The organism is Nonomuraea sp. NBC_00507 (assembly GCF_036013525.1).
GTDB lineage: Bacteria > Actinomycetota > Actinomycetes > Streptosporangiales > Streptosporangiaceae > Nonomuraea.
The window spans coordinates 846,668-863,820 of sequence record NZ_CP107853.1 but is presented as its reverse complement, the minus strand read 5'-3'; the positions used below and the strand labels follow the sequence as shown (position 1 = coordinate 863,820).

Below are 17,153 nucleotides of genomic sequence, written 5' to 3'. Positions count from 1 at the left end.
CATGCCGCGTGACACGTTGACCAGGGAGCAGATCATCCGGGCCGCGGTCGAGGTCCTGGACGCCGAGGGCGTGGAGGGGCTCAACATGCGGCGCCTCGGCACCTGGCTCGGCTCCGCCGCCACGGCGGTCTACTGGCACGTCAAGAGCAAGGACGAGCTCGTCGTGCTGGCCGCCGACGAGGTGTGGAGCGAGATCGAGCTACCCGACCCGGCCGGGGTGGGCTGGCGGGAGGCCGCCGCCGTTATGGCCCGCAACCTTCACTCGATGGTCGTCAGGCATCCGTGGCTGGTGACGGCCATGAGCCTCTACTCCATCTACGGCCCGGGCAAGGCCCGCCACGACGACCACCTCATCGGGGTCTACGAGGCGGCCGGGTTCGCCGGCCGGCAGGTGGACTGGGCGATGAACGTCGTGTTCGTCTTCGCCCTCGGCCAGGCGCTCGGCGCGGCGTCCGACGCCGCCTGGCGCCGGCGACTCCGCCGGGCCGGTGGAGACGTGGAGGAGCAGGTACGGGCGGATACGGCGTGGATCACCGAGATCGCCGCGCAGTTCCCGAGGTTGCGGGCCCGCCTGGACGCCCTGGGCGATGACGGCCAGGACGAGAGCTTCGAGTTCGGCCTCCAGACGGTCCTCGACGGCCTGCAGGCCCGGCTGGGCGCGCGGTGAGCGTGCGCTCAGTCGTCGATGGCGTTCGCGACCTCCTTCAGCAGCCCTGGCAGCCAGTCCGGCACCTCGGCGTGCCCGTGCTTGTGATCGCTGAGCGCGGTCGCCGGCACCTCCTGGAACCGAGGCGTGGGAGGCGTGCGCACGCACGGCCCGGGGAACGCCACCGGGCGCGCGTCGCGGGCCTCACGGAGATCCAGCCTGGCTTCCAGGGCCCGCAGGTTACGTTCCGCGGCCTCGATGGCCTCCAGCCGGGCCGACAGATAGCCGGCCACGCCCGGAATGAGAGCCGACAGTACGACCGTACAGGCCAGCGCGAAGGTCATCTGCTTGGACATGCCCATCACAGCCCCTTCCGCTCGCTAGGCGCAAAGCAACCGATATATGCCCTGCTACCTGCATATACACGCGCACTGTAAGCATGGTTTGACGAGACGTTACCGAATTTCGCACGGACCGGCGATGTGCATTGACCGGGCAAAGCCGCGGGTGGCTCGGTAGTCTCGCGGTGTGGCGCATGTGACCCGTGAGCACCTTGATCGTCTGCTTGAGCAGGCCCTGCTGGCCGACGACCACAGTTCCCTGGCCAGTCGGCTTTACGACGTCGCGCTCGACTACTCCTCCGGCGACGTCTCCAGGGCGTCCATCCTTGTCCTCGCCGCCGAGGAGTGGCGAGCGGCGGGCCAGCCCGTGCGCGCGATGGAGTGTTTCCAGCGCGCGGTCGAGGATGGTGGCGATGCGGGTTTCGACCCGCGTGCCGGAATCGCCGATACGCTCTTCGAGCTCGACAGGGCCGATGAGGCCAGGGAGGTCATCGAGAGGATACGCGCCGAGGGCGGCGTTTCCACGGCAACCGCACACACGATCGCCGAGACGCTGGTGGCGTACGGGGATCTGCAGGGCGGGCTCGAGTGGGCCACCCAGGCCGCGCTGGGGTCCGACGAGAGCGATCCTGAGCATGTGGCGGCGTTGCGTACGCGCTACCGGATCAGGGTCGATCTGGGACTGCCCGAGGACGAACTGGACGCACTCGTCCACTGACGCCGCGGCCCGGCCGGGCCGGCGGTCGGCGTGTGCGCGCACGCCTGTCCATGTCAGCATGCACCTCGAAGGGGCACCTGCGCCGTAAGGGACTGGTGTAACGTCTCGCTCCAGCCCATCGGTGGCGCGCGCGTCGTGTCTACGAATCGGGCCCTCGTCGGCGTTGGGCACCCCATCGGCACGTTCGCCTCGCACGGCGTTCCCGGTCGCGCGTGGCGCGCCCCGCCGGGGTGACAGGGCGTTCGGCTGGCACACGGGCCGTCGGGCTGGCACGCAGGCCCTGGCACGCAGGCCCTGGCACGCAGGCCCTGGCACGCAGGCCCTGGCACGCAGGCCCTGGCACGCAGGCCCTGGCACGCAGACCCTGGCACGCAGACCCTGGCACGCAGACCCTGGCACGCAGACCCCGGCTCACAGACCCCAACGCACAGACCCCGACGCACAGCCCGTCGGGCCGGCACACAGCCCGTCGACTGGGCCGTCGGCCGGCACATGGGCCGTCGGCTGGGACACGGGCCGTCGAGTCGGCACACAGGCCGTCGCCTGGGACACAGGCCGTCGAGTCGGCAGGCGCCGGGAGACCCGTCCGCCTTTGGGTGCCCGCCCCCTCATGGGACCCGCTGCGGGGCGCTCGGTGCGTTGAAGGTGAGTGCCGCCCACCAGGAGATTCCCCCACCTGGTCGGTGAGGCGCCGGAGGGGGCGGGCCGCCGTCTGGCCGGGGTGCAGGGGGCCGAAGGGGCCGCGACGCTGGATGGACGCGGCCCCTTCGGTTAGGGGGCGCCGGGCGCGGCAGGCACGGTCCGCGCCCGGACGAGGGGGCTGGGAAGCCGCAGACTCACCTCGGTTTGATGCCCTCGGCCGGCCCGGCGAGGGGAAGGAGCGGCAGCGCGGGCACGTGAGCTGCCGTAGACAGGTCCTTCATCCCGGCCGGACGTGTCCTCACAGGAGAGAGCCCGGGCGGGCCGGCCGGCGAGGGCATGGCCCAGGTCGCCATGATCCCGCCGAGGTAGCCCAGGCCGGGCGCCGGGTTCCCGGCCGCCGGACGGGCCAGGCCCTCACCACAGTTCCGGTCGGACGCCGTCATGGCGGGCCCCGTGTTCCCACACGTGTTCGCCTGCGTGGCTCCCACGACGGGCCAGGTGACACCCGCGACAATGGCTGCCGCCGCGACGATGTTTCGGATCATCCGGGATAGCACCGCGCGCCCCCTGATCGATTTCGGTGATCTGACGAACGCCGAACGTAGTCACCGCGGAGGCGGCCCGAGTGGGGCTTGTCCGAAGACTGAGCCGAGCCTTACCAAGGTGCGGCCCCGATGACCGCGCCATGACACGCAGAAGCCCGGAGATCGCGGGTGGATCTCCGGGCTCCCTCAGGGGTCAGGCGGCTCGCTGGATGAGCAGCTCGTCGTCGCCGAGATCGACGATGACCTTGTCGCCGTCCACGACCTCACCCGACAGCACGGACTTGGCCAGTTTGTCGCCGATGGCGGACTGGACCAGGCGGCGCAGCGGGCGGGCGCCGTACAGCGGGTCGTAGCCGGTCATGGCCAGCCACTCGCGCGCCGCCGGCGTGACGTCCAGCGTCAGCCTGCGATCGGCCAGGCGCCGCGCCAGGCGCTCGACCTGCAGGTCGACGATCTGCGCCAGCTCCTCCGTGCCCAGCGCGTCGAACAGGATGACGTCGTCGAGACGGTTGAGGAACTCCGGCTTGAAGGACGTGCGCACCGCCCCCATGACGGCGTCCCGCTTGGCGCCGTTCTCCAGTTTGGGGTCGATGAGGAACTGCGAGCCGATGTTGGAGGTGAGGATCAGGATCGTGTTGCGGAAGTCGACCGTGCGGCCCTGGCCGTCGGTCAGCCGCCCGTCGTCGAGCACCTGGAGGAGGATGTCGAAGACCTCGGGGTGTGCCTTCTCCACCTCATCGAGCAGCACGACGGTGTACGGGCGCCGTCGCACGGCCTCGGTGAGCTGACCGCCCTCCTCGTAGCCGACATAACCGGGCGGCGCGCCGACGAGCCTGGCCACGCTGTGCTTCTCGGAGTATTCGCTCATGTCGATGCGGGTCATGGCCCGCTCGTCGTCGAACAGGAACTCCGCCAGCGCCTTGGCCAGCTCCGTCTTGCCCACACCGGTCGGGCCGAGGAAGAGGAACGAGCCCGTCGGGCGGTCGGGGTCGGCGATGCCCGCCCGGCTGCGGCGTACGGCGTCGGAGACGGCCTGTACGGCCTGCTGCTGGCCGATGAGCCGCCTGCCCAGCTCATCCTCCATCCGCAGCAGCTTGGCCGTCTCAGCCTCCAGCAGGCGCCCCGCGGGGATGCCGGTCCACGACGAGATCACCTCGGCGATGTCGTCGGCGCCGACCTCCTCCTTGACCATGGCGTTGTCCGGCGGCGCGGCCTCGGAGGCGGCCTGCAGCGCCTGCTCCAGCCGCGGCACCTCGGCGTACATCAGCCGCGACGCGGCCTCGAAGTCGCCGTCGCGCTGCGCCCGCTCGGCGGCGCCGCGGGCCTCGTCGAGCTGCTTCTTCAGCTCGCCGACCTTGTTGAGCCCGGCCTTCTCCTGCTCCCAGCGGCCGACGAGGGCGTTGAGCTCCTCCTGGCGGTCGGCCAGCTCCTTGCGGAGCCGCTCGAGGCGCTGCACCGAGGCCTCGTCGGTCTCCTTGGACAGGGCCAGCTCCTCCATCTTCATGCGGTCGACGTTGCGCTGGAGCTGGTCGATCTCCACGGGACGGGAGTCGATCTCCATGCGCAGCCGCGAGGCGGCCTCGTCGACCAGGTCGATGGCCTTGTCGGGGAGGAAACGGCTGGTGATGTAGCGGTCGGACAGCGCGGCGGCGGCCACCAGCGCGCTGTCGGCGATCTGCACCTGGTGGTGGGCCTCGTAGCGGCCCTTCAGCCCACGCAGGATCGCGATCGTGTCCTCGACCGTGGGCTCGCCCACGTAGACCTGCTGGAAGCGGCGCTCCAGCGCCGGGTCCTTCTCGATGCGCTCGCGGTATTCGTCGAGCGTGGTCGCGCCGATCATGCGCAGCTCACCCCGGGCCAGCATGGGCTTGAGCATGTTGCCCGCATCCATGGCGCCCTCGGCGGCGCCCGCGCCGACCACGGTGTGCAGCTCGTCGATGAACGTCACGATCTGCCCGTTGCTCTCCTTGATCTCGGAGAGCACGGCCTTGAGCCGCTCCTCGAACTCGCCGCGGTATTTCGCGCCGGCCACCATCGCGCCCAGGTCGAGCGAGATGAGCCGCTTGTTGCGCAGCGACTCGGGCACGTCGCCGGCCACGATGCGCTGCGCCAGGCCCTCGACGACGGCGGTCTTGCCGACACCGGGCTCGCCGATCAGCACGGGGTTGTTCTTGGTGCGCCGGCTGAGCACCTGGACCACGCGGCGGATCTCGCTGTCGCGGCCGATCACCGGGTCGAGCTTGCCGGCGCGGGCGCGCTCGGTCAGGTCGACGCCGTACTTCTCCAGTGCCTGGTAGGTGTCTTCAGGGGTTTCGCTGGTGACGCGGGCGTGGCCGCGTACTTTCTCGAACGCGTCGAGCAGCGCCTGCGGCGTCGCGCCCTGCGACCTGAGCAGCTCGGCCGCCTGGCCGCCGTCGGCGGCGAGGCCCACGAGCAGGTGTTCGGTGGAGACGTAGAGGTCCTCGAGGCGGTTGGCGTGCTGGGCCGCGGTGTTCATCACGGTGAGCAGCTGGCGGGAGCTGGATGGCGCCCCGACCGTCGCGCCCTGCGCCTTCGGCAGCGCCGCGAGCAGCTCCTCGGCTCGCGCCCGCAGCGTGCGCCAGTCGGCGCCCACGGCCTCGAGCAGCGGAACGGCGGTGCCGCCCGTCTGCGACAGCAGCGTGGTCAGCAGGTGAGCCGGGGCGATCTCCGGGTTGCCCTCAGCGGCGGCACGCCGCATGGCCCCCGAGAGCGCTTCCTGGCTCTTCTGGGTGAGCTTGTATTCCATTCCTTCTAAGCCCCCGGTGGCAGCTCATAGCGGATCAACGCTCTGACCATCCGCATCTCGGCACGCAGGCGGTGAACCTCCTCACGCAGCCGCAGCGATTCGTTCTCGAGCTCGAGGATCCGCTTGATGCCCGCGAGGTTGATGCCCTCCTCCTGGGAGAGCCGCTGCACCTCGCGGAGCTGGATGATGTCTCTTGTGGAGTAGAGGCGGCCGCGCCCGGCGGTCCGGCCAGGGCTGACCAGCCCCAGCCGGTCGTACTGCCGCAGGGTCTGCGGGTGGAGCCCGGACAGCTGCGCGGCCACCGAGATCACGTAGACGGGTGTGTCGTCTGACAGGTCGAAGTAATTGGCGTCCATCGGCTACTCGCTTCTGGCTCGCTGAATGAGATCAGCGCGCGGGTCCTCCCCCGCGGTCGCGGTGTTGAACTCGGTCAGGAGCTCGCGCGACTTGTCGTCGAGCGTCTTCGGCACGGTCACCTCGACGGTGGCGAGCAGGTCGCCCTTCGTGCCGTCCTTGCGGGCCACGCCCCTGCCACGCACCCGGAACGTGCGCCCGTTGGGCGTGCCCGCGGGGATGCGCAGCGTGACCGGCAGGCCCTTGAGAATCGGCACCTTGATCTCGGCGCCCAGCGCTGCCTCCGTGAACGTCACCGGCACCGCGACGGTCAGGTTGTCACCCGACCTGCCGAACACGGCATGCGGCTTCACGTTGGTCTGGATGTAGAGGTCGCCGGCCGGGCCGCCGTTCTCGCCCGGGGCGCCCTTGCCCTTGAGCTTGACCCGCTGGCCGTCGGCAACGCCGGCAGGGATGCGGGCCTGGATGGTGCGGGTGCTCTTGGCGCGGCCGCTGCCCTCGCACACGGGGCAGGGGTCGTCCACGATCAGGCCGCGGCCCTTGCAGTCGCGGCAGGGCTCGGAGAAGGCGAAGTTGCCCAGGTTGCGGCTGGCCGCGCCGGTGCCCTCGCAGGTGGGACAGACCCTGGGGGTCGTGCCCGCCTTGGCGCCGGTGCCGGTGCATGCGGCGCAGGCGGCCGAGCTGGTCAATCTGAGCGACACCGTGGTGCCCTCGACCGCCTCGGTGAACGTCAGCGTGACCTCGGACTCGACGTCCTGGCCGCGGCGTGGCCTGGACGTCGTGGTGGTGCGGGTAGAGCCACCGCGGTTGAACAGCCCGCCGAACAGGTCGCCGAGCCGCTCACCCGCGCCGCCGTGGCCCTGCTGCGCGGTCCCGCCGAACAGGTCACCGAAGTCGAACGGGAAACCGCCACCGCCGGCCCGCTGGCCGCCCACCCCGGAGCCGAACAGCGTGCGCGCCTCGTCGTATTCCTTGCGGCGCTTGCTGTCGGACAGGACGTCGTAAGCCTCTGAGACTTCCTTGAACTTGGCCTCTTTGGTCGCGTCGCCCTGGTTGCTGTCGGGGTGGTATTGCCTGGCGAGCTTGCGGTACGCCTTTTTGATCTCATCGGCGGTGGCGGTCTTGGGCACACCAAGGACGGCGTAGTAGTCCTTCTCCAAGTAGTCCTTGGTGCTCATCTAGGGCCCTTCGTCCTCGATCAGTTGTCTTCTTCGGATTGTGCGTCGCCATTGGGCGCCGCGGGCGCGTCTTCGGGCTCGGCCACGGCCACGCGCGCCGGGCGGAGCACCCTGTCACCCATGCGGTATCCAGGCTGCAGCACTTCGATCGCGGTCGGCTCGGTCACGTCCGGGGAGTAGCTGTGCATCAGCGCCTCGTGGACGGTCGGGTCGAAGGGCTCGCCCTTCTGTCCGAAGGAGCTGAGGCCCAGCTTGGTGACGGCCGCCTCCAGCGACTCCGCCACCTTCGCGAAGCCCCCGGTGAGCTCACCGTGGTCGCGGGCCCTGCCGATGTCGTCGAGCACGGGCAGGAGCTCCACCAGCGCACCCGCGACCGCCTGCTCCCTGACCGCGGCCCGGTCGCGCTCGACCCGCCTGCGGTAGTTCACGTATTCGGCCTGAAGTCGCTGCAGGTCGGCGGTCCGCTCGGCGAGCTGGGCGGCCAGCTCGCCGTCGGGGGAGGGCGCAGCCGGCGCCTCGGCGAACGGCTGCCCGGCCGCCTGGTCGGCGGCGGCGGTCTCCCTGACCTGCCCCGTCTCCGGGTCGATCTTGCGCTTGTCGCGGATCACTGGCTCCTCATGCCCGTTTTCACGCGCCGGCATCACTTGTCCTTCTTCGGCTCGTCGTCGACGATCTCGGCCTCGACCACGTCCTCGTCGGCCTTCTGGCCGTCACCGGCGGAGGCGTCCTGCGGGGCGCCCTCGCCGCCGGCCTGCTGGCCCTGGCTCGCGGCGTAGATCGCCGAACCCATCTTCTGGCTCACGGTGGCGAGCTTCTCGGCCGAGGTGCGGATGACGTCGGTGTCGGTGCCCTCCAGAGCCTTCTTCAGCTCGGCCAGGGCGTCGTTGACCTCGGTCTTGATGTCGCCGGGGACCTTGTCGTCGTTCTCGCGGAGGAACTTCTCCGTCTGGTAGGCCAGACCGTCCGCGTTGTTGCGGACCTCGGCCTCCTCGCGGCGCTTCTTGTCCTCCTCGGCGTACGACTCCGCCTCGCGCATCATGCGCTCGATGTCGTCCTTCGGCAGCGCGGAGCCGCCGGTGATCGTCATCGACTGCTCCTTGCCCGTGCCCAGGTCCTTGGCGCCGACGTTGACGATGCCGTTGGCGTCGATGTCGAAGGTGACCTCGATCTGCGGGATGCCGCGCGGCGCCGGCGCGATGCCGGTCAGCTCGAACGTGGCGAGCTTCTTGTTGTACGCGGCGATCTCGCGCTCGCCCTGGAAGACCTGGATCTGCACCGACGGCTGGTTGTCCTCGGCCGTGGTGAAGACCTCGGAGCGCTTCGTCGGGATCGTCGTGTTGCGCTCGATGATCTTGGTGAAGATCCCGCCCTTGGTCTCGATGCCCAGCGACAGCGGGGTCACGTCGAGCAGCAGGACGTCCTTGACCTCACCCTTGAGCACACCGGCCTGCAGGGCGGCGCCGATGGCGACGACCTCGTCCGGGTTGACGCCCTTGTTGGGCTCCTTGCCGCCGGTCAGCTCCTTGACCAGCTCGGTCACGGCGGGCATGCGGGTCGAGCCGCCGACGAGCACCACGTGCGCGATGTCGGCGACCTTGATGCCGGCGTCCTTGATGACCTGGTGGAACGGGCCCTTGGTCCGCTCGAGCAGGTCGGCCGTCAGCCGCTGGAACTCGCTGCGCGTGAGCTTCTCGTCCAGGTGCAGCGGGCCCTCGGACGACGCCGTGATGTAGGGCAGGTTGATGTTGGTCTCGGACTGGCTGGACAGCTCGATCTTCGCCTTCTCGGCGGCCTCGCGCAGGCGCTGGAGCGCCATCTTGTCCTTGGCCAGGTCGACGCCGTGCGCGTTCTGGAAACGCTTGACGAGCTCGTCCACGACGCGCTGGTCCCAGTCGTCACCACCGAGGTGGTTGTCACCGGAGGTGGCCTTGACCTCGACGAAGCCGTGGCCGTCCTCCTGGCCGACGTCGAGCAGCGACACGTCGAAGGTGCCGCCACCGAGGTCGAAGACCAGGATGGTCTGGTCCTGCTCCTTGTCGAGCCCGTAGGCAAGGGCCGCCGCGGTGGGCTCGTTGATGATGCGGAGCACGTTGAGGCCCGCGACCGTGCCGGCCTCCTTGGTGGCCTGGCGCTGGGCGTCGTTGAAGTAGGCCGGGACGGTGACCACCGCGTCGGTGATCTTCTCACCGAGGTAGGCCTCCGCGTCCTGCTTCAGCTTCTGCAGCACGAAGGCGCTGATCTGCTGCGGGGAGAACTTCTTGCCGTCGATCTCCTTGGACCAGTTGGTGCCCATCTCCCGCTTGACCGAGCGGATCGTCCGGTCCACATTGGTGACGGCCTGCCGCTTGGCGACCTCGCCGACCAGGACCTCGCCGTTCTTCGCGAAGGCGACCACGGACGGCGTGGTCCGCGAGCCCTGCGCGTTGGCGATGACGGTGGGCTCACCGCCCTCGAGGATCGAGACGACGGAGTTGGTCGTCCCAAGGTCGATACCTACCGCACGTGCCATGAGTACGTCCTTGTAGTCAAAGTTGAGTCGGTCGGACTCAAGTTACGGATGCCTGTCGTCTTTGTCAAACGACTTGAGCCTACTCGACTCAACCCTTGTGAGCGTCGCTGTATTCCAGATTCTGCACGACAAAGTGGACCCCGGCGGTGGGTGTGCGCCGGGGTCCACTTTGATGACGGCTCTCAGCCTCAGGGTGCCGTCGAGGCCTGCCGGGTCGCCGCAGGGGTTGTCCGGGGTGACGTCGGCACCAGTCGGTGATCAGCGGCACATGTCACGTTTTGGAACCGTCCACAATCTTGCGCTTGCCGAGCGCCTTCTTCAGCTTCACGGTCGTGGTCTTCTCCACCGCGATCATGATGCAGGACACGTTCCTGGCCTTGGGCGCGGTGCCCTCGTACAGGGTGATCGTGACCCTCTTCTTCGTCTCCTTGACCTTGACCTTGTGCAGCACGGTGCACGGGGCGACGCCGGACGACCAGATGAGCTGGATCTTCTTGCCCTTGGCGACCGGCGTGGCCTTGGTCCAGCGGACCTTGTGGACGTTGATGGCGTTGCCCGTCGGCTTGACCGGCTCCGGTCCCTTCGTGGGGGCGGTGGTGACCGGGCTCACGGCGACCGGGGCGTCGGGCGTGGAGGACGCGGCCTGCTTGGGGGGCGGCGCCGTGGCACAACTCGTCGCGAGCACCAGGGACCCGGCCAGAAGAGTCGCTTTCGTCATTGTGCGCATACTCATACGACGGACAAGGCTCGTTCCCGGTTCAGCGTCATACCGGAGTTAGTGTGGTTCCCGTGCTCCGTCAGGCTCTGCTCGCCGTCTCCAAGAGCGAACGCGCCGAGCGCGTCATCTCCACCTCCCCGCTGACCAGGGACGTCGTCAGGCGCTATGTCGCCGACGACGTCGGCCCCGTGATCGACGAGCTGACCCGCAGTGGGCTGCTCGTCACGGTCGATCACCTCGGTGAGGAGGTGACGGATCCCGCGCAGGCCGGCGACACCGTGCGCGAATACCTGTCGCTGCTCAACCTGCTGCCCGCGGGCGCCGACGTGTCGGTCAAGCTCACCGCGCTCGGGCTGCGGCTGTCGGAGCAGCTCGCGCTCGACCACGCCGCCACCATCTGCCGGGCCGCCGCGGCCAGGAACGTCACGGTGACGCTCGACGCCGAGGAGCACGACACGATCCCGGGGCTGCACTCCGTGCACACCGCGCTGCGCAGGGACCATCCGGACGTGGGCGTGGTGGTGCAGGCCTACCTGCCGGAGGCGCTGGAACGCTGCGAGAAGCTGGGCGGCGCCCGGGTGCGCCTGTGCAAGGGCGCCTACACCGCTCCCGGCGCCTACACCCGCCCCGCCGACATCGACCGCTCGTTCGTCCGCTGCCTGAAGATCCTCATGGCCGGCACCGGCTACCCCATGGTCGCCACGCACGACCCCAGGCTGGTGCGCATCGCCTCCACGCTGGCCGTGCTCTTCGGGCGCGACGTGACGGGCTTCGAATACCAGATGTTGTACGGGGTCCGCCCCGACGAGCAGGCCCGTCTGGCCGGCCTCGGCGCCCAGATGCGCGTCTACGTCCCGTACGGCTCCGACTGGTACGCCTACCTCATGCGCCGCCTCGCCGAGCGCCCCCGCAACCTGACCTTCTTCCTCAGGTCGCTGCTCTCCCGCCGATAGGCCACGGCCGCAACCGAACACCGGAGGGGTGTTAGTAGGCTGCCAGCGTGATTGCGATTCTGGGCACGGGCAAGATGGGCGAGGCCCTGCTGTCTGGCCTGCTGCGCGCGGGCTTCAAGCCGGGCGACATCATGGCGACCTCCCGCCGGGCCGAGCGGGCGCAGGCGCTGCGCGAGACCTATGGCGTGCGCACCGTCTCCAACTCCGAGGCGGCCAAGGCGGCGGACACGCTGATCCTGGCGGTCAAGCCGCAGGACATGGCCACGCTCCTGGCCGAGATAGCCCCTTACGTCCCCGCGGACCGCCTGGTGATCAGCGCGGCGGCCGGCATCACGACGTCGTTCGTCGAGCAGCGGCTGGGCGTCGACGTGCCCGTGGTGCGGGTGATGTCCAACACGCCCATCAGGTTCGACGAGGCGATGAGCGTGATCTCGGCGGGCGCGCACGCGGGGGAGGAGCACCTCAAGCTGACGGAAAACCTGCTCAAGCCGGTCGGCAAGGTGCTGCGCATCCCGGAGTCCCAGCAGGACGCCGCCACGGCGCTGTCCGGCAGCGGCCCCGCCTACTTCTTCTACCTGGTGGAGGCCATGGTGGACGCGGGCATCCTGCTCGGCATGCCGAGGGCCGCCGCGCTCGACATGGTCACCCAGTCCATCGTCGGCGCGGCCGTGATGTTGCGCGACTCAGGCGAGCACCCGGTCATCCTGCGCGAGGCCGTCACCTCGCCGGGCGGCACGACGATCGCCGCGATCGCCGAGCTGGAGCGGCACAGCGTGCGTGCGGCGTTCCTGGCCGCCATCGAGGCCGCCCGCGACCGCGGCCGCCAGCTCGGCTCCGGCTGAGAGGGCTGGGAGCCTGAGAGCTCGCTGAGAGCCGGTCGGCGGCCCGGCGGCACCGGCTCATACGATGTCTCGGGTGACGTTACGTCGCGGCGTTGCGCCGCTGCTCGTCCTCTTAACACTGACCGGCTGCACGTCCGAGGAGCCGTCGAACGTCCAGGTCGGGGACGTCCGGCGGGCCCCGGTCACCGAGGTCGTCGAGGCTCCCGCCACGGTGGGCGCGCGAGCCTCGGCCACGCTGCGCTCCCCGGCCCAGGGCACGATCGCCAAGCTGTACGTCCGCGAGGGCGACCGCGTCCGCAAGGGCGACATCCTGGCCAAGATCCGCTCGCCTCAGGCCCAGAGCCAGCTCGAACAGGCCCGCCAGGCCTCCAAGATGGCCGCCCCGGCAGGCGTCGCCATGCCGAGCGTGCGCCTGCCGTCGCTCGACACCAGGGCGTTCGACCGCAAGGTCGCCGCGCACTTCGCCACAGCCCGCAAGGAGGCGAAGAAGGTCGAGGACGCCAGGGCGCGCAAGCAACTGCTCCAGGCCATCGACCTGGCCCAGGACCAGCACAAGGCGCAGACCAAGGCCCTGGCCACGATCACCGTCCAGCTCAACCGCTCGATCAACGGCATCCTGTCCGGCGTGACCAGCGGCCTGTCGAGCTCCATGGCCTCACTCCAGGCGGCCTCGACGTCCCAGGCCAAGGCCGCGGTCAAGGCGGCGGAGAGCACGGTCAAGTCGCTCACGATCAAGGCGCCGTTCGGCGGGGTCGTCACGCTGGGCCGCGTGTCGGGCGGCGGTGGAGGGGGCGGCGTCGAGAGCCTGCTCAGCCAGATCCCTGGCGGAGGCGGGCAGCAACTGCCGTCCATGCCCTCGGGGGGCTCCTCGGGCGGGACGCCTGTGGCGACGGGGGTGCCCGTCTCGGCGGGCGACACGATCGCCACCGTCACCGACGTCTCCACGCTCCTGCTGGACGCCGATGTCGACGAGACCGACGTGTTGCTGGTCAAGAAGGGCGTGAAGGCCGCGGTCGAGCTGGACGCCGTCCCCGGGGCCACGTACACGGCCGTGGTCACCGGCATCGGGGTCACCCCCAAGGAGGGCACCACGGGCGGCGTCAGCTATCCGGTACGGCTCACGCTCGGCGCCGGCACGTTCGACGACGGCTCGCAGGCGCCCACCCCCAAACCGGGGATGAGCGCCGTCACCCGGCTGACCGTGCGCGAGTCGCCGTCCGCGGTCTCGGCCCCGGCCTCCGCCATCGTCTCCAGCGGGCGCGAGAGCGTGGTCTGGGTGATCAGGAACGGAGTCGCCGAGCGGCGCGTCGTCAAGCTCGGCGCGCAGGGCGACGCGGTGGTCGAGGTGCTGAGCGGGCTGACCGTGGGCGACCGGATCGTGGTCAAGGGGGCCGACTCCGTCCGGCAAGGGCAGCGTCTGCCATGACGCCGGCCATGGAGGCGGTGGACCTCACCCGGCGTTACCAGCTCGACGGCGTGGCCGTGGAGGCGCTCCGCGGCGTCTCGCTGACGATCGGGCCGGGCGAATTCGCCGCGATCCTGGGCCCGTCGGGATCCGGCAAGTCCACGCTCATGCACCTGCTCGGCTGTCTGGACCGGCCCACCTCGGGGACGCTCAGGATCAACGGGGTGGAGATGTCGGGTTTGTCGGACACCGCCCTGGCGGACCTGCGGAACAAGACGATCGGCTTCGTCTTCCAGTCCTTCCACCTGCTGGGCCGGACCACCGCGCTGGACAACGTGGCCCTGCCGCTGGTCTATCGGGGCGTCGGCAGGTCCGAGCGGCGGGCCAGGGCCAAGGCGGCGCTGGAGTCCGTCGGGCTCGGGCACCGCATGGGGCATCGGCCGTCCCAGATGTCCGGTGGCGAGCAGCAACGGGTCGCCATCGCCAGGGCGCTGGTCGGGGAGCCCAAGGTGCTGCTGGCCGACGAGCCCACCGGCAACCTCGACACCGCCAACGGCGCGGAGGTGATGGGCATACTCGACCGGCTCAACAGCGACCGGGGGGTGGCCGTGGTGCTGGTCACGCACGAGCCGGAGGTCGCCGCCCACGCCCGGCGGCAGATCCACGTACGGGATGGGCTGATCGAGAAGGACACCGCGTGAGAACGGGCGAGGCGCTGGCGATGGCGCTGGAGGCGCTGCGGGTCAACCGGCTGCGTAGCGTGCTGACCATGCTCGGCGTCGTCATCGGCGTGCTCGCCGTGGTGATCCTCGTGGCCATCGGCACCGGCGCCAAGGACGAGATCGAGAAGCAGATCTCGGGCCTCGGCACCAATATCATCCTGGTGGTCCCCGGGCGCATCAGCCTGGGCGCGGCGCCGACGCAGAGCAAGCTCAACCTGGCCGACGTGGCGTACGTGCGGCGCGTGGTCGGCGACCCGTCGAAGGTGACCGTCTCGCTGCAGTCGGGCGAGACCGTGCGCGTCGGCCGGACGGAGGCGTTCGTCACGGTGGTCGGCACCGACCAGAATCTCGTCAACATCTTCGAGCGGCCGGTCGAGAAGGGCCGCCCGCTGAGCGAGACCGACGTCGACACCCGCCGCAGGGTGGCCGTCCTCGGCTCGGAGGTGGCCGACCGCATGTTCGGCGACCTCGACCCGATCGGCCGGCAGGTGACGATCTCCGGGGCCAGGTTCCGGGTGGTGGGGGTGTACGCCGAGGTCGGGCAGACGTTCGGGCTCTCCCGCGACCAGGAGATCCACATCCCGGTGACCACGGCGCAGCGGTTGTTCGGGCTCGAGCGGATCAACGGGATGGCCGTCGGCGCCTCCGGGCCGGACGAGATCGACGCGCTGTCGGACAAGGTGACGGCCGCGCTGCGGTCCCGCTATCCGGGCGAGCAGTTTTCCGCGGTCACGCAGACCGCGTTGCTCGGCACGATCGGCAGCGTGCTCGGCATGCTCACCGGCGTGCTGGCTGCCATCGCGGGCATCTCGCTGCTGGTCGGCGGGGTCGGCGTGTCGAACATCATGCTCGTCAGCGTGCGCGAGCGCACCCGCGAGATCGGGCTGCGCAAGGCGCTGGGGGCCAGGCAGCGAGACATCCTGGCCCAGTTTCTCATCGAGGCGGTGCTGCTGACCACGATCGGCGGGCTCATCGGGATCCTGCTCGGGGTCGGCGGCTCGCTGGCCATCGCCGCGTTCACGGAGGTGCCGGCGTCGATCACGTGGTGGTCGATCGCACTGGCCTTCGGAGTGTCGGCGGCGGTCGGCGTGTTCTTCGGCGTGGCGCCGGCGCGGAGGGCGGGGAGGCTGGACCCCGTCATCGCCCTCCGCGCCGAGTAGCGGGGCTCAGGCGTCGCGGCGCTGCATCAGCACCGCACCCGCGATCATGGCGACCACGATCCACACCAGGTAGACGCCGAACCCGCTCCACGGGCCCAGCGCGCCGTTGCCCTGGTTGCTGACGATCAGCATGCCGGCGTTGGTGGTGAAGTATTCGGCCACGGTCTTGCCCCACTGCCCCGGTAGCTGGGTCGCCAGCGTGGGCAGCACCAGTATCAGCGCGATGGCCGACACGAGCGCACCCGGCGTGTGCCTGATGAGCGTGCCGAGGCCGAGTCCGAACACCCCGCACGCGGTGAGGTAGAGGGTGGCCCCGAGCACGGCCCGCGCCACCTCGCCCAGCTCCACCGCGGGCGGCTGGATGATGGCCAGACCGATGCCGATGGCCGAGGCCGACGCGAGCGCGGAAACGACCAGCGACGTCGCGGCGAAGATCACGATCTTGCCGGCCAGCAGGCTCATGCGCCGGGGCACGGCCATCAGCGACGTGCGGATGCCGCCCGTGCGGTATTCGCTGGAGATCACCAGCGCGCCCAGCGTGGCCATGGCCAGCTGCGCGAACATGACGCCCATCAGGCTCATCATGATCGCGTCATCGCCGGAGGCCGGCCCGTCCGGGTTGTTCTTGGAGGCGGCGGTGACGAGCGCGGACAGGCCCGCCATCAGCACGACCGTGACGGCCAGCGTCCACACCGTCGAGCGCACGGAGCGGATCTTGGTCCATTCGGACCTGAGAATGTCGATCATGACGTGAACTCCAGGCTGTCCTTGGTGAGCTCCATGTAGGCCGCTTCGAGTGAGGGCTGCACATAAGTCAGCTCCTCCAGCGGGATGCCGGCCCGGGTCGTGAGCGTGCCGATCTCGAGCGTGGTCATCGCGGTCACCCGCAGGTGGTCGGGATGCAGCTCACCCACCTTGATCAGCTCGGCCACCTCGGCGAGTCGGGGCGAGCGCACCCGTACGTAGCCCTGCGAGCTTCGCCCGATGAACTCCTCCACGCTCGTGTCGGCGATGAGCGCGCCCTTGCCGATCACGATCAGGTGGTCGGCGGTCTGCGCCATCTCGCTCATGAGGTGGCTGGAGACGAACACCGTCCGCCCCTCCGCCGCCAGCTTGCGCATGAACGTGCGGATCCACAGGATGCCGTCCGGGTCGAGCCCGTTGACGGGCTCGTCGAAGAGCAGGATCTCCGGGTCGCCGAGCAGCGCCGCGGCGATGCCCAGCCGCTGTGACATGCCCAGCGAGAACCCGCCGACCCGCCGCTTGGCCACCTCCGCCAGTCCCACCGTCTCCAGCACCTCGCTCACCCGGCTCGCCGGGATGCCGTTGCTCTGCGCGATGGCCAGCAGGTGGTTGCGGGCGCTGCGCCCGCCGTGCACCGCCTTGGCGTCCAGCAGGGCCCCCACCTGGTGTAACGGGTGCCGCAGCTCGTGGTAGGGCCGCCCGTCCACGAGCACGGAGCCGCCGGAAGGCCGGTCGAGGCCCAGGATCATCCGCATGGTCGTGGACTTGCCTGCCCCGTTGGGCCCGAGGAAGCCGGTCACCTGACCGGGCTCGACGTCGAACGACAGGTCCGCCACCGCGACGGTGCCGCCGTAGCGCTTTCTCAGGTTCGTTGCTCGAATCGCGGTCATGATCCCAGGGTGCCGTCGC

Annotated in this window: 16 protein-coding genes and 1 pseudogene; 7 read left to right on the top strand and 10 right to left on the bottom strand. The window is 70.1% G+C overall.

What is annotated here, in order from left to right; genetic code table 11:
- The first annotated feature begins 1 nt into the window (after position 1).
- The gene (locus OHA25_RS04505; protein WP_327586347.1) at positions 2 to 667 is read left to right on the top strand and encodes a TetR/AcrR family transcriptional regulator; all 666 of its coding nucleotides are present in this window, start codon (positions 2 to 4) and stop codon (positions 665 to 667) included.
- Between the two features lie 8 nt (positions 668 to 675).
- Here the strand turns inward: OHA25_RS04505 and OHA25_RS04500 are convergent, their stop codons facing one another.
- Complete coding sequence (locus OHA25_RS04500; RefSeq protein ID WP_327586346.1) at positions 676 to 1,002, bottom strand: hypothetical protein; 327 nt, start codon at positions 1,000 to 1,002, stop codon at positions 676 to 678.
- A 172-nt stretch (positions 1,003 to 1,174) separates the two neighbouring features.
- Here OHA25_RS04500 and OHA25_RS04495 point away from each other — a divergent pair, with 172 nt between their 5' ends.
- Positions 1,175 to 1,705, top strand: coding sequence for a hypothetical protein (locus OHA25_RS04495; RefSeq protein ID WP_305914374.1), 531 nt, complete (start codon positions 1,175 to 1,177; stop codon positions 1,703 to 1,705).
- A gap of 836 nt (positions 1,706 to 2,541) precedes the next feature.
- On the opposite strand, the gene OHA25_RS04490 is transcribed toward OHA25_RS04495, so the two are convergent.
- The 7 genes and pseudogenes from OHA25_RS04490 to OHA25_RS04460 all read right to left on the bottom strand — a co-directional run bounded on the left by OHA25_RS04490 (position 2,542) and on the right by OHA25_RS04460 (position 10,418).
- Positions 2,542 to 2,892: a hypothetical protein gene (locus tag OHA25_RS04490; RefSeq protein WP_327586345.1), complete on the bottom strand. Its 351-nt coding sequence runs from the start codon at positions 2,890 to 2,892 to the stop codon at positions 2,542 to 2,544.
- Positions 2,893 to 3,085: 193 nt separating this feature from the next.
- Complete coding sequence (gene clpB / locus OHA25_RS04485; protein ID WP_327586344.1) at positions 3,086 to 5,659, bottom strand: ATP-dependent chaperone ClpB; 2,574 nt, start codon at positions 5,657 to 5,659, stop codon at positions 3,086 to 3,088.
- A gap of 32 nt (positions 5,660 to 5,691) precedes the next feature.
- Positions 5,692 to 6,015: pseudogene (locus OHA25_RS04480) on the bottom strand (heat shock protein transcriptional repressor HspR); the annotation flags it as partial.
- A gap of 3 nt (positions 6,016 to 6,018) precedes the next feature.
- On the bottom strand, positions 6,019 to 7,191 hold the full coding sequence (gene dnaJ / locus OHA25_RS04475) for a molecular chaperone DnaJ (RefSeq protein WP_327586343.1): 1,173 nt from the start codon (positions 7,189 to 7,191) through the stop codon (positions 6,019 to 6,021).
- Positions 7,192 to 7,211: 20 nt separating this feature from the next.
- Positions 7,212 to 7,832, bottom strand: coding sequence for a nucleotide exchange factor GrpE (gene grpE / locus OHA25_RS04470; protein ID WP_327586342.1), 621 nt, complete (start codon positions 7,830 to 7,832; stop codon positions 7,212 to 7,214).
- On the bottom strand, positions 7,832 to 9,700 hold the full coding sequence (gene dnaK / locus OHA25_RS04465; protein WP_305914379.1) for a molecular chaperone DnaK: 1,869 nt from the start codon (positions 9,698 to 9,700) through the stop codon (positions 7,832 to 7,834). Before dnaK ends, grpE begins: the two co-directional genes overlap by 1 nt.
- A 271-nt stretch (positions 9,701 to 9,971) precedes the next feature.
- Positions 9,972 to 10,418 carry a hypothetical protein gene (locus tag OHA25_RS04460; protein WP_327586341.1) on the bottom strand — a complete coding sequence of 149 codons (447 nt, stop codon included), beginning with the start codon at positions 10,416 to 10,418 and terminating at the stop codon, positions 9,972 to 9,974.
- Between the two features lie 71 nt (positions 10,419 to 10,489).
- Here OHA25_RS04460 and OHA25_RS04455 point away from each other — a divergent pair, with 71 nt between their 5' ends.
- The 5 genes from OHA25_RS04455 (at position 10,490) to OHA25_RS04435 (ending at position 15,500) form a co-directional block, all read left to right on the top strand.
- On the top strand, positions 10,490 to 11,371 hold the full coding sequence (locus OHA25_RS04455; RefSeq protein WP_327586340.1) for a proline dehydrogenase family protein: 882 nt from the start codon (positions 10,490 to 10,492) through the stop codon (positions 11,369 to 11,371).
- Positions 11,372 to 11,418: 47 nt separating this feature from the next.
- The gene (gene proC / locus OHA25_RS04450; protein WP_305914382.1) at positions 11,419 to 12,213 is read left to right on the top strand and encodes a pyrroline-5-carboxylate reductase; all 795 of its coding nucleotides are present in this window, start codon (positions 11,419 to 11,421) and stop codon (positions 12,211 to 12,213) included.
- A gap of 211 nt (positions 12,214 to 12,424) precedes the next feature.
- Positions 12,425 to 13,639 (top strand): efflux RND transporter periplasmic adaptor subunit, encoded by a 1,215-nt coding sequence (locus OHA25_RS04445; protein WP_327586339.1) that lies wholly within the window; start codon positions 12,425 to 12,427, stop codon positions 13,637 to 13,639.
- Complete coding sequence (locus OHA25_RS04440; RefSeq protein WP_327586338.1) at positions 13,636 to 14,319, top strand: ABC transporter ATP-binding protein; 684 nt, start codon at positions 13,636 to 13,638, stop codon at positions 14,317 to 14,319. The genes OHA25_RS04445 and OHA25_RS04440 overlap by 4 nt, the downstream gene beginning before the upstream one ends.
- Positions 14,316 to 15,500 carry an ABC transporter permease gene (locus tag OHA25_RS04435; RefSeq protein WP_305914385.1) on the top strand — a complete coding sequence of 395 codons (1,185 nt, stop codon included), beginning with the start codon at positions 14,316 to 14,318 and terminating at the stop codon, positions 15,498 to 15,500. Before OHA25_RS04440 ends, OHA25_RS04435 begins: the two co-directional genes overlap by 4 nt.
- A 6-nt stretch (positions 15,501 to 15,506) precedes the next feature.
- Here the strand turns inward: OHA25_RS04435 and OHA25_RS04430 are convergent, their stop codons facing one another.
- Positions 15,507 to 16,247: an ABC transporter permease gene (locus OHA25_RS04430; protein ID WP_327586337.1), complete on the bottom strand. Its 741-nt coding sequence runs from the start codon at positions 16,245 to 16,247 to the stop codon at positions 15,507 to 15,509.
- Positions 16,244 to 17,134 (bottom strand): ABC transporter ATP-binding protein, encoded by an 891-nt coding sequence (locus tag OHA25_RS04425; protein ID WP_327586336.1) that lies wholly within the window; start codon positions 17,132 to 17,134, stop codon positions 16,244 to 16,246. Before OHA25_RS04425 ends, OHA25_RS04430 begins: the two co-directional genes overlap by 4 nt.
- Between the last annotated feature and the right edge of the window lie 19 nt (positions 17,135 to 17,153).

What these genes read in the sequence shown, in the direction of transcription:
- OHA25_RS04505 (WP_327586347.1), top strand. Translation starts at nt 2, where the DNA reads ATGCCGCGTGACACGTTGACCAGGGAGCAGATCATCCGGGCCGCGGTC.
- OHA25_RS04500 (WP_327586346.1), bottom strand. Translation starts at nt 1,002, where the DNA reads ATGTCCAAGCAGATGACCTTCGCGCTGGCCTGTACGGTCGTACTGTCG.
- OHA25_RS04490 (WP_327586345.1), bottom strand. Translation starts at nt 2,892, where the DNA reads ATGATCCGAAACATCGTCGCGGCGGCAGCCATTGTCGCGGGTGTCACC.
- clpB (WP_327586344.1), bottom strand. Translation starts at nt 5,659, where the DNA reads ATGGAATACAAGCTCACCCAGAAGAGCCAGGAAGCGCTCTCGGGGGCC.
- dnaJ (WP_327586343.1), bottom strand. Translation starts at nt 7,191, where the DNA reads ATGAGCACCAAGGACTACTTGGAGAAGGACTACTACGCCGTCCTTGGT.
- grpE (WP_327586342.1), bottom strand. Translation starts at nt 7,832, where the DNA reads ATGCCGGCGCGTGAAAACGGGCATGAGGAGCCAGTGATCCGCGACAAG.
- dnaK (WP_305914379.1), bottom strand. Translation starts at nt 9,700, where the DNA reads ATGGCACGTGCGGTAGGTATCGACCTTGGGACGACCAACTCCGTCGTC.
- OHA25_RS04460 (WP_327586341.1), bottom strand. Translation starts at nt 10,418, where the DNA reads ATGACGAAAGCGACTCTTCTGGCCGGGTCCCTGGTGCTCGCGACGAGT.
- OHA25_RS04440 (WP_327586338.1), top strand. Translation starts at nt 13,636, where the DNA reads ATGACGCCGGCCATGGAGGCGGTGGACCTCACCCGGCGTTACCAGCTC.
- OHA25_RS04430 (WP_327586337.1), bottom strand. Translation starts at nt 16,247, where the DNA reads ATGATCGACATTCTCAGGTCCGAATGGACCAAGATCCGCTCCGTGCGC.
- OHA25_RS04425 (WP_327586336.1), bottom strand. Translation starts at nt 17,134, where the DNA reads ATGACCGCGATTCGAGCAACGAACCTGAGAAAGCGCTACGGCGGCACC.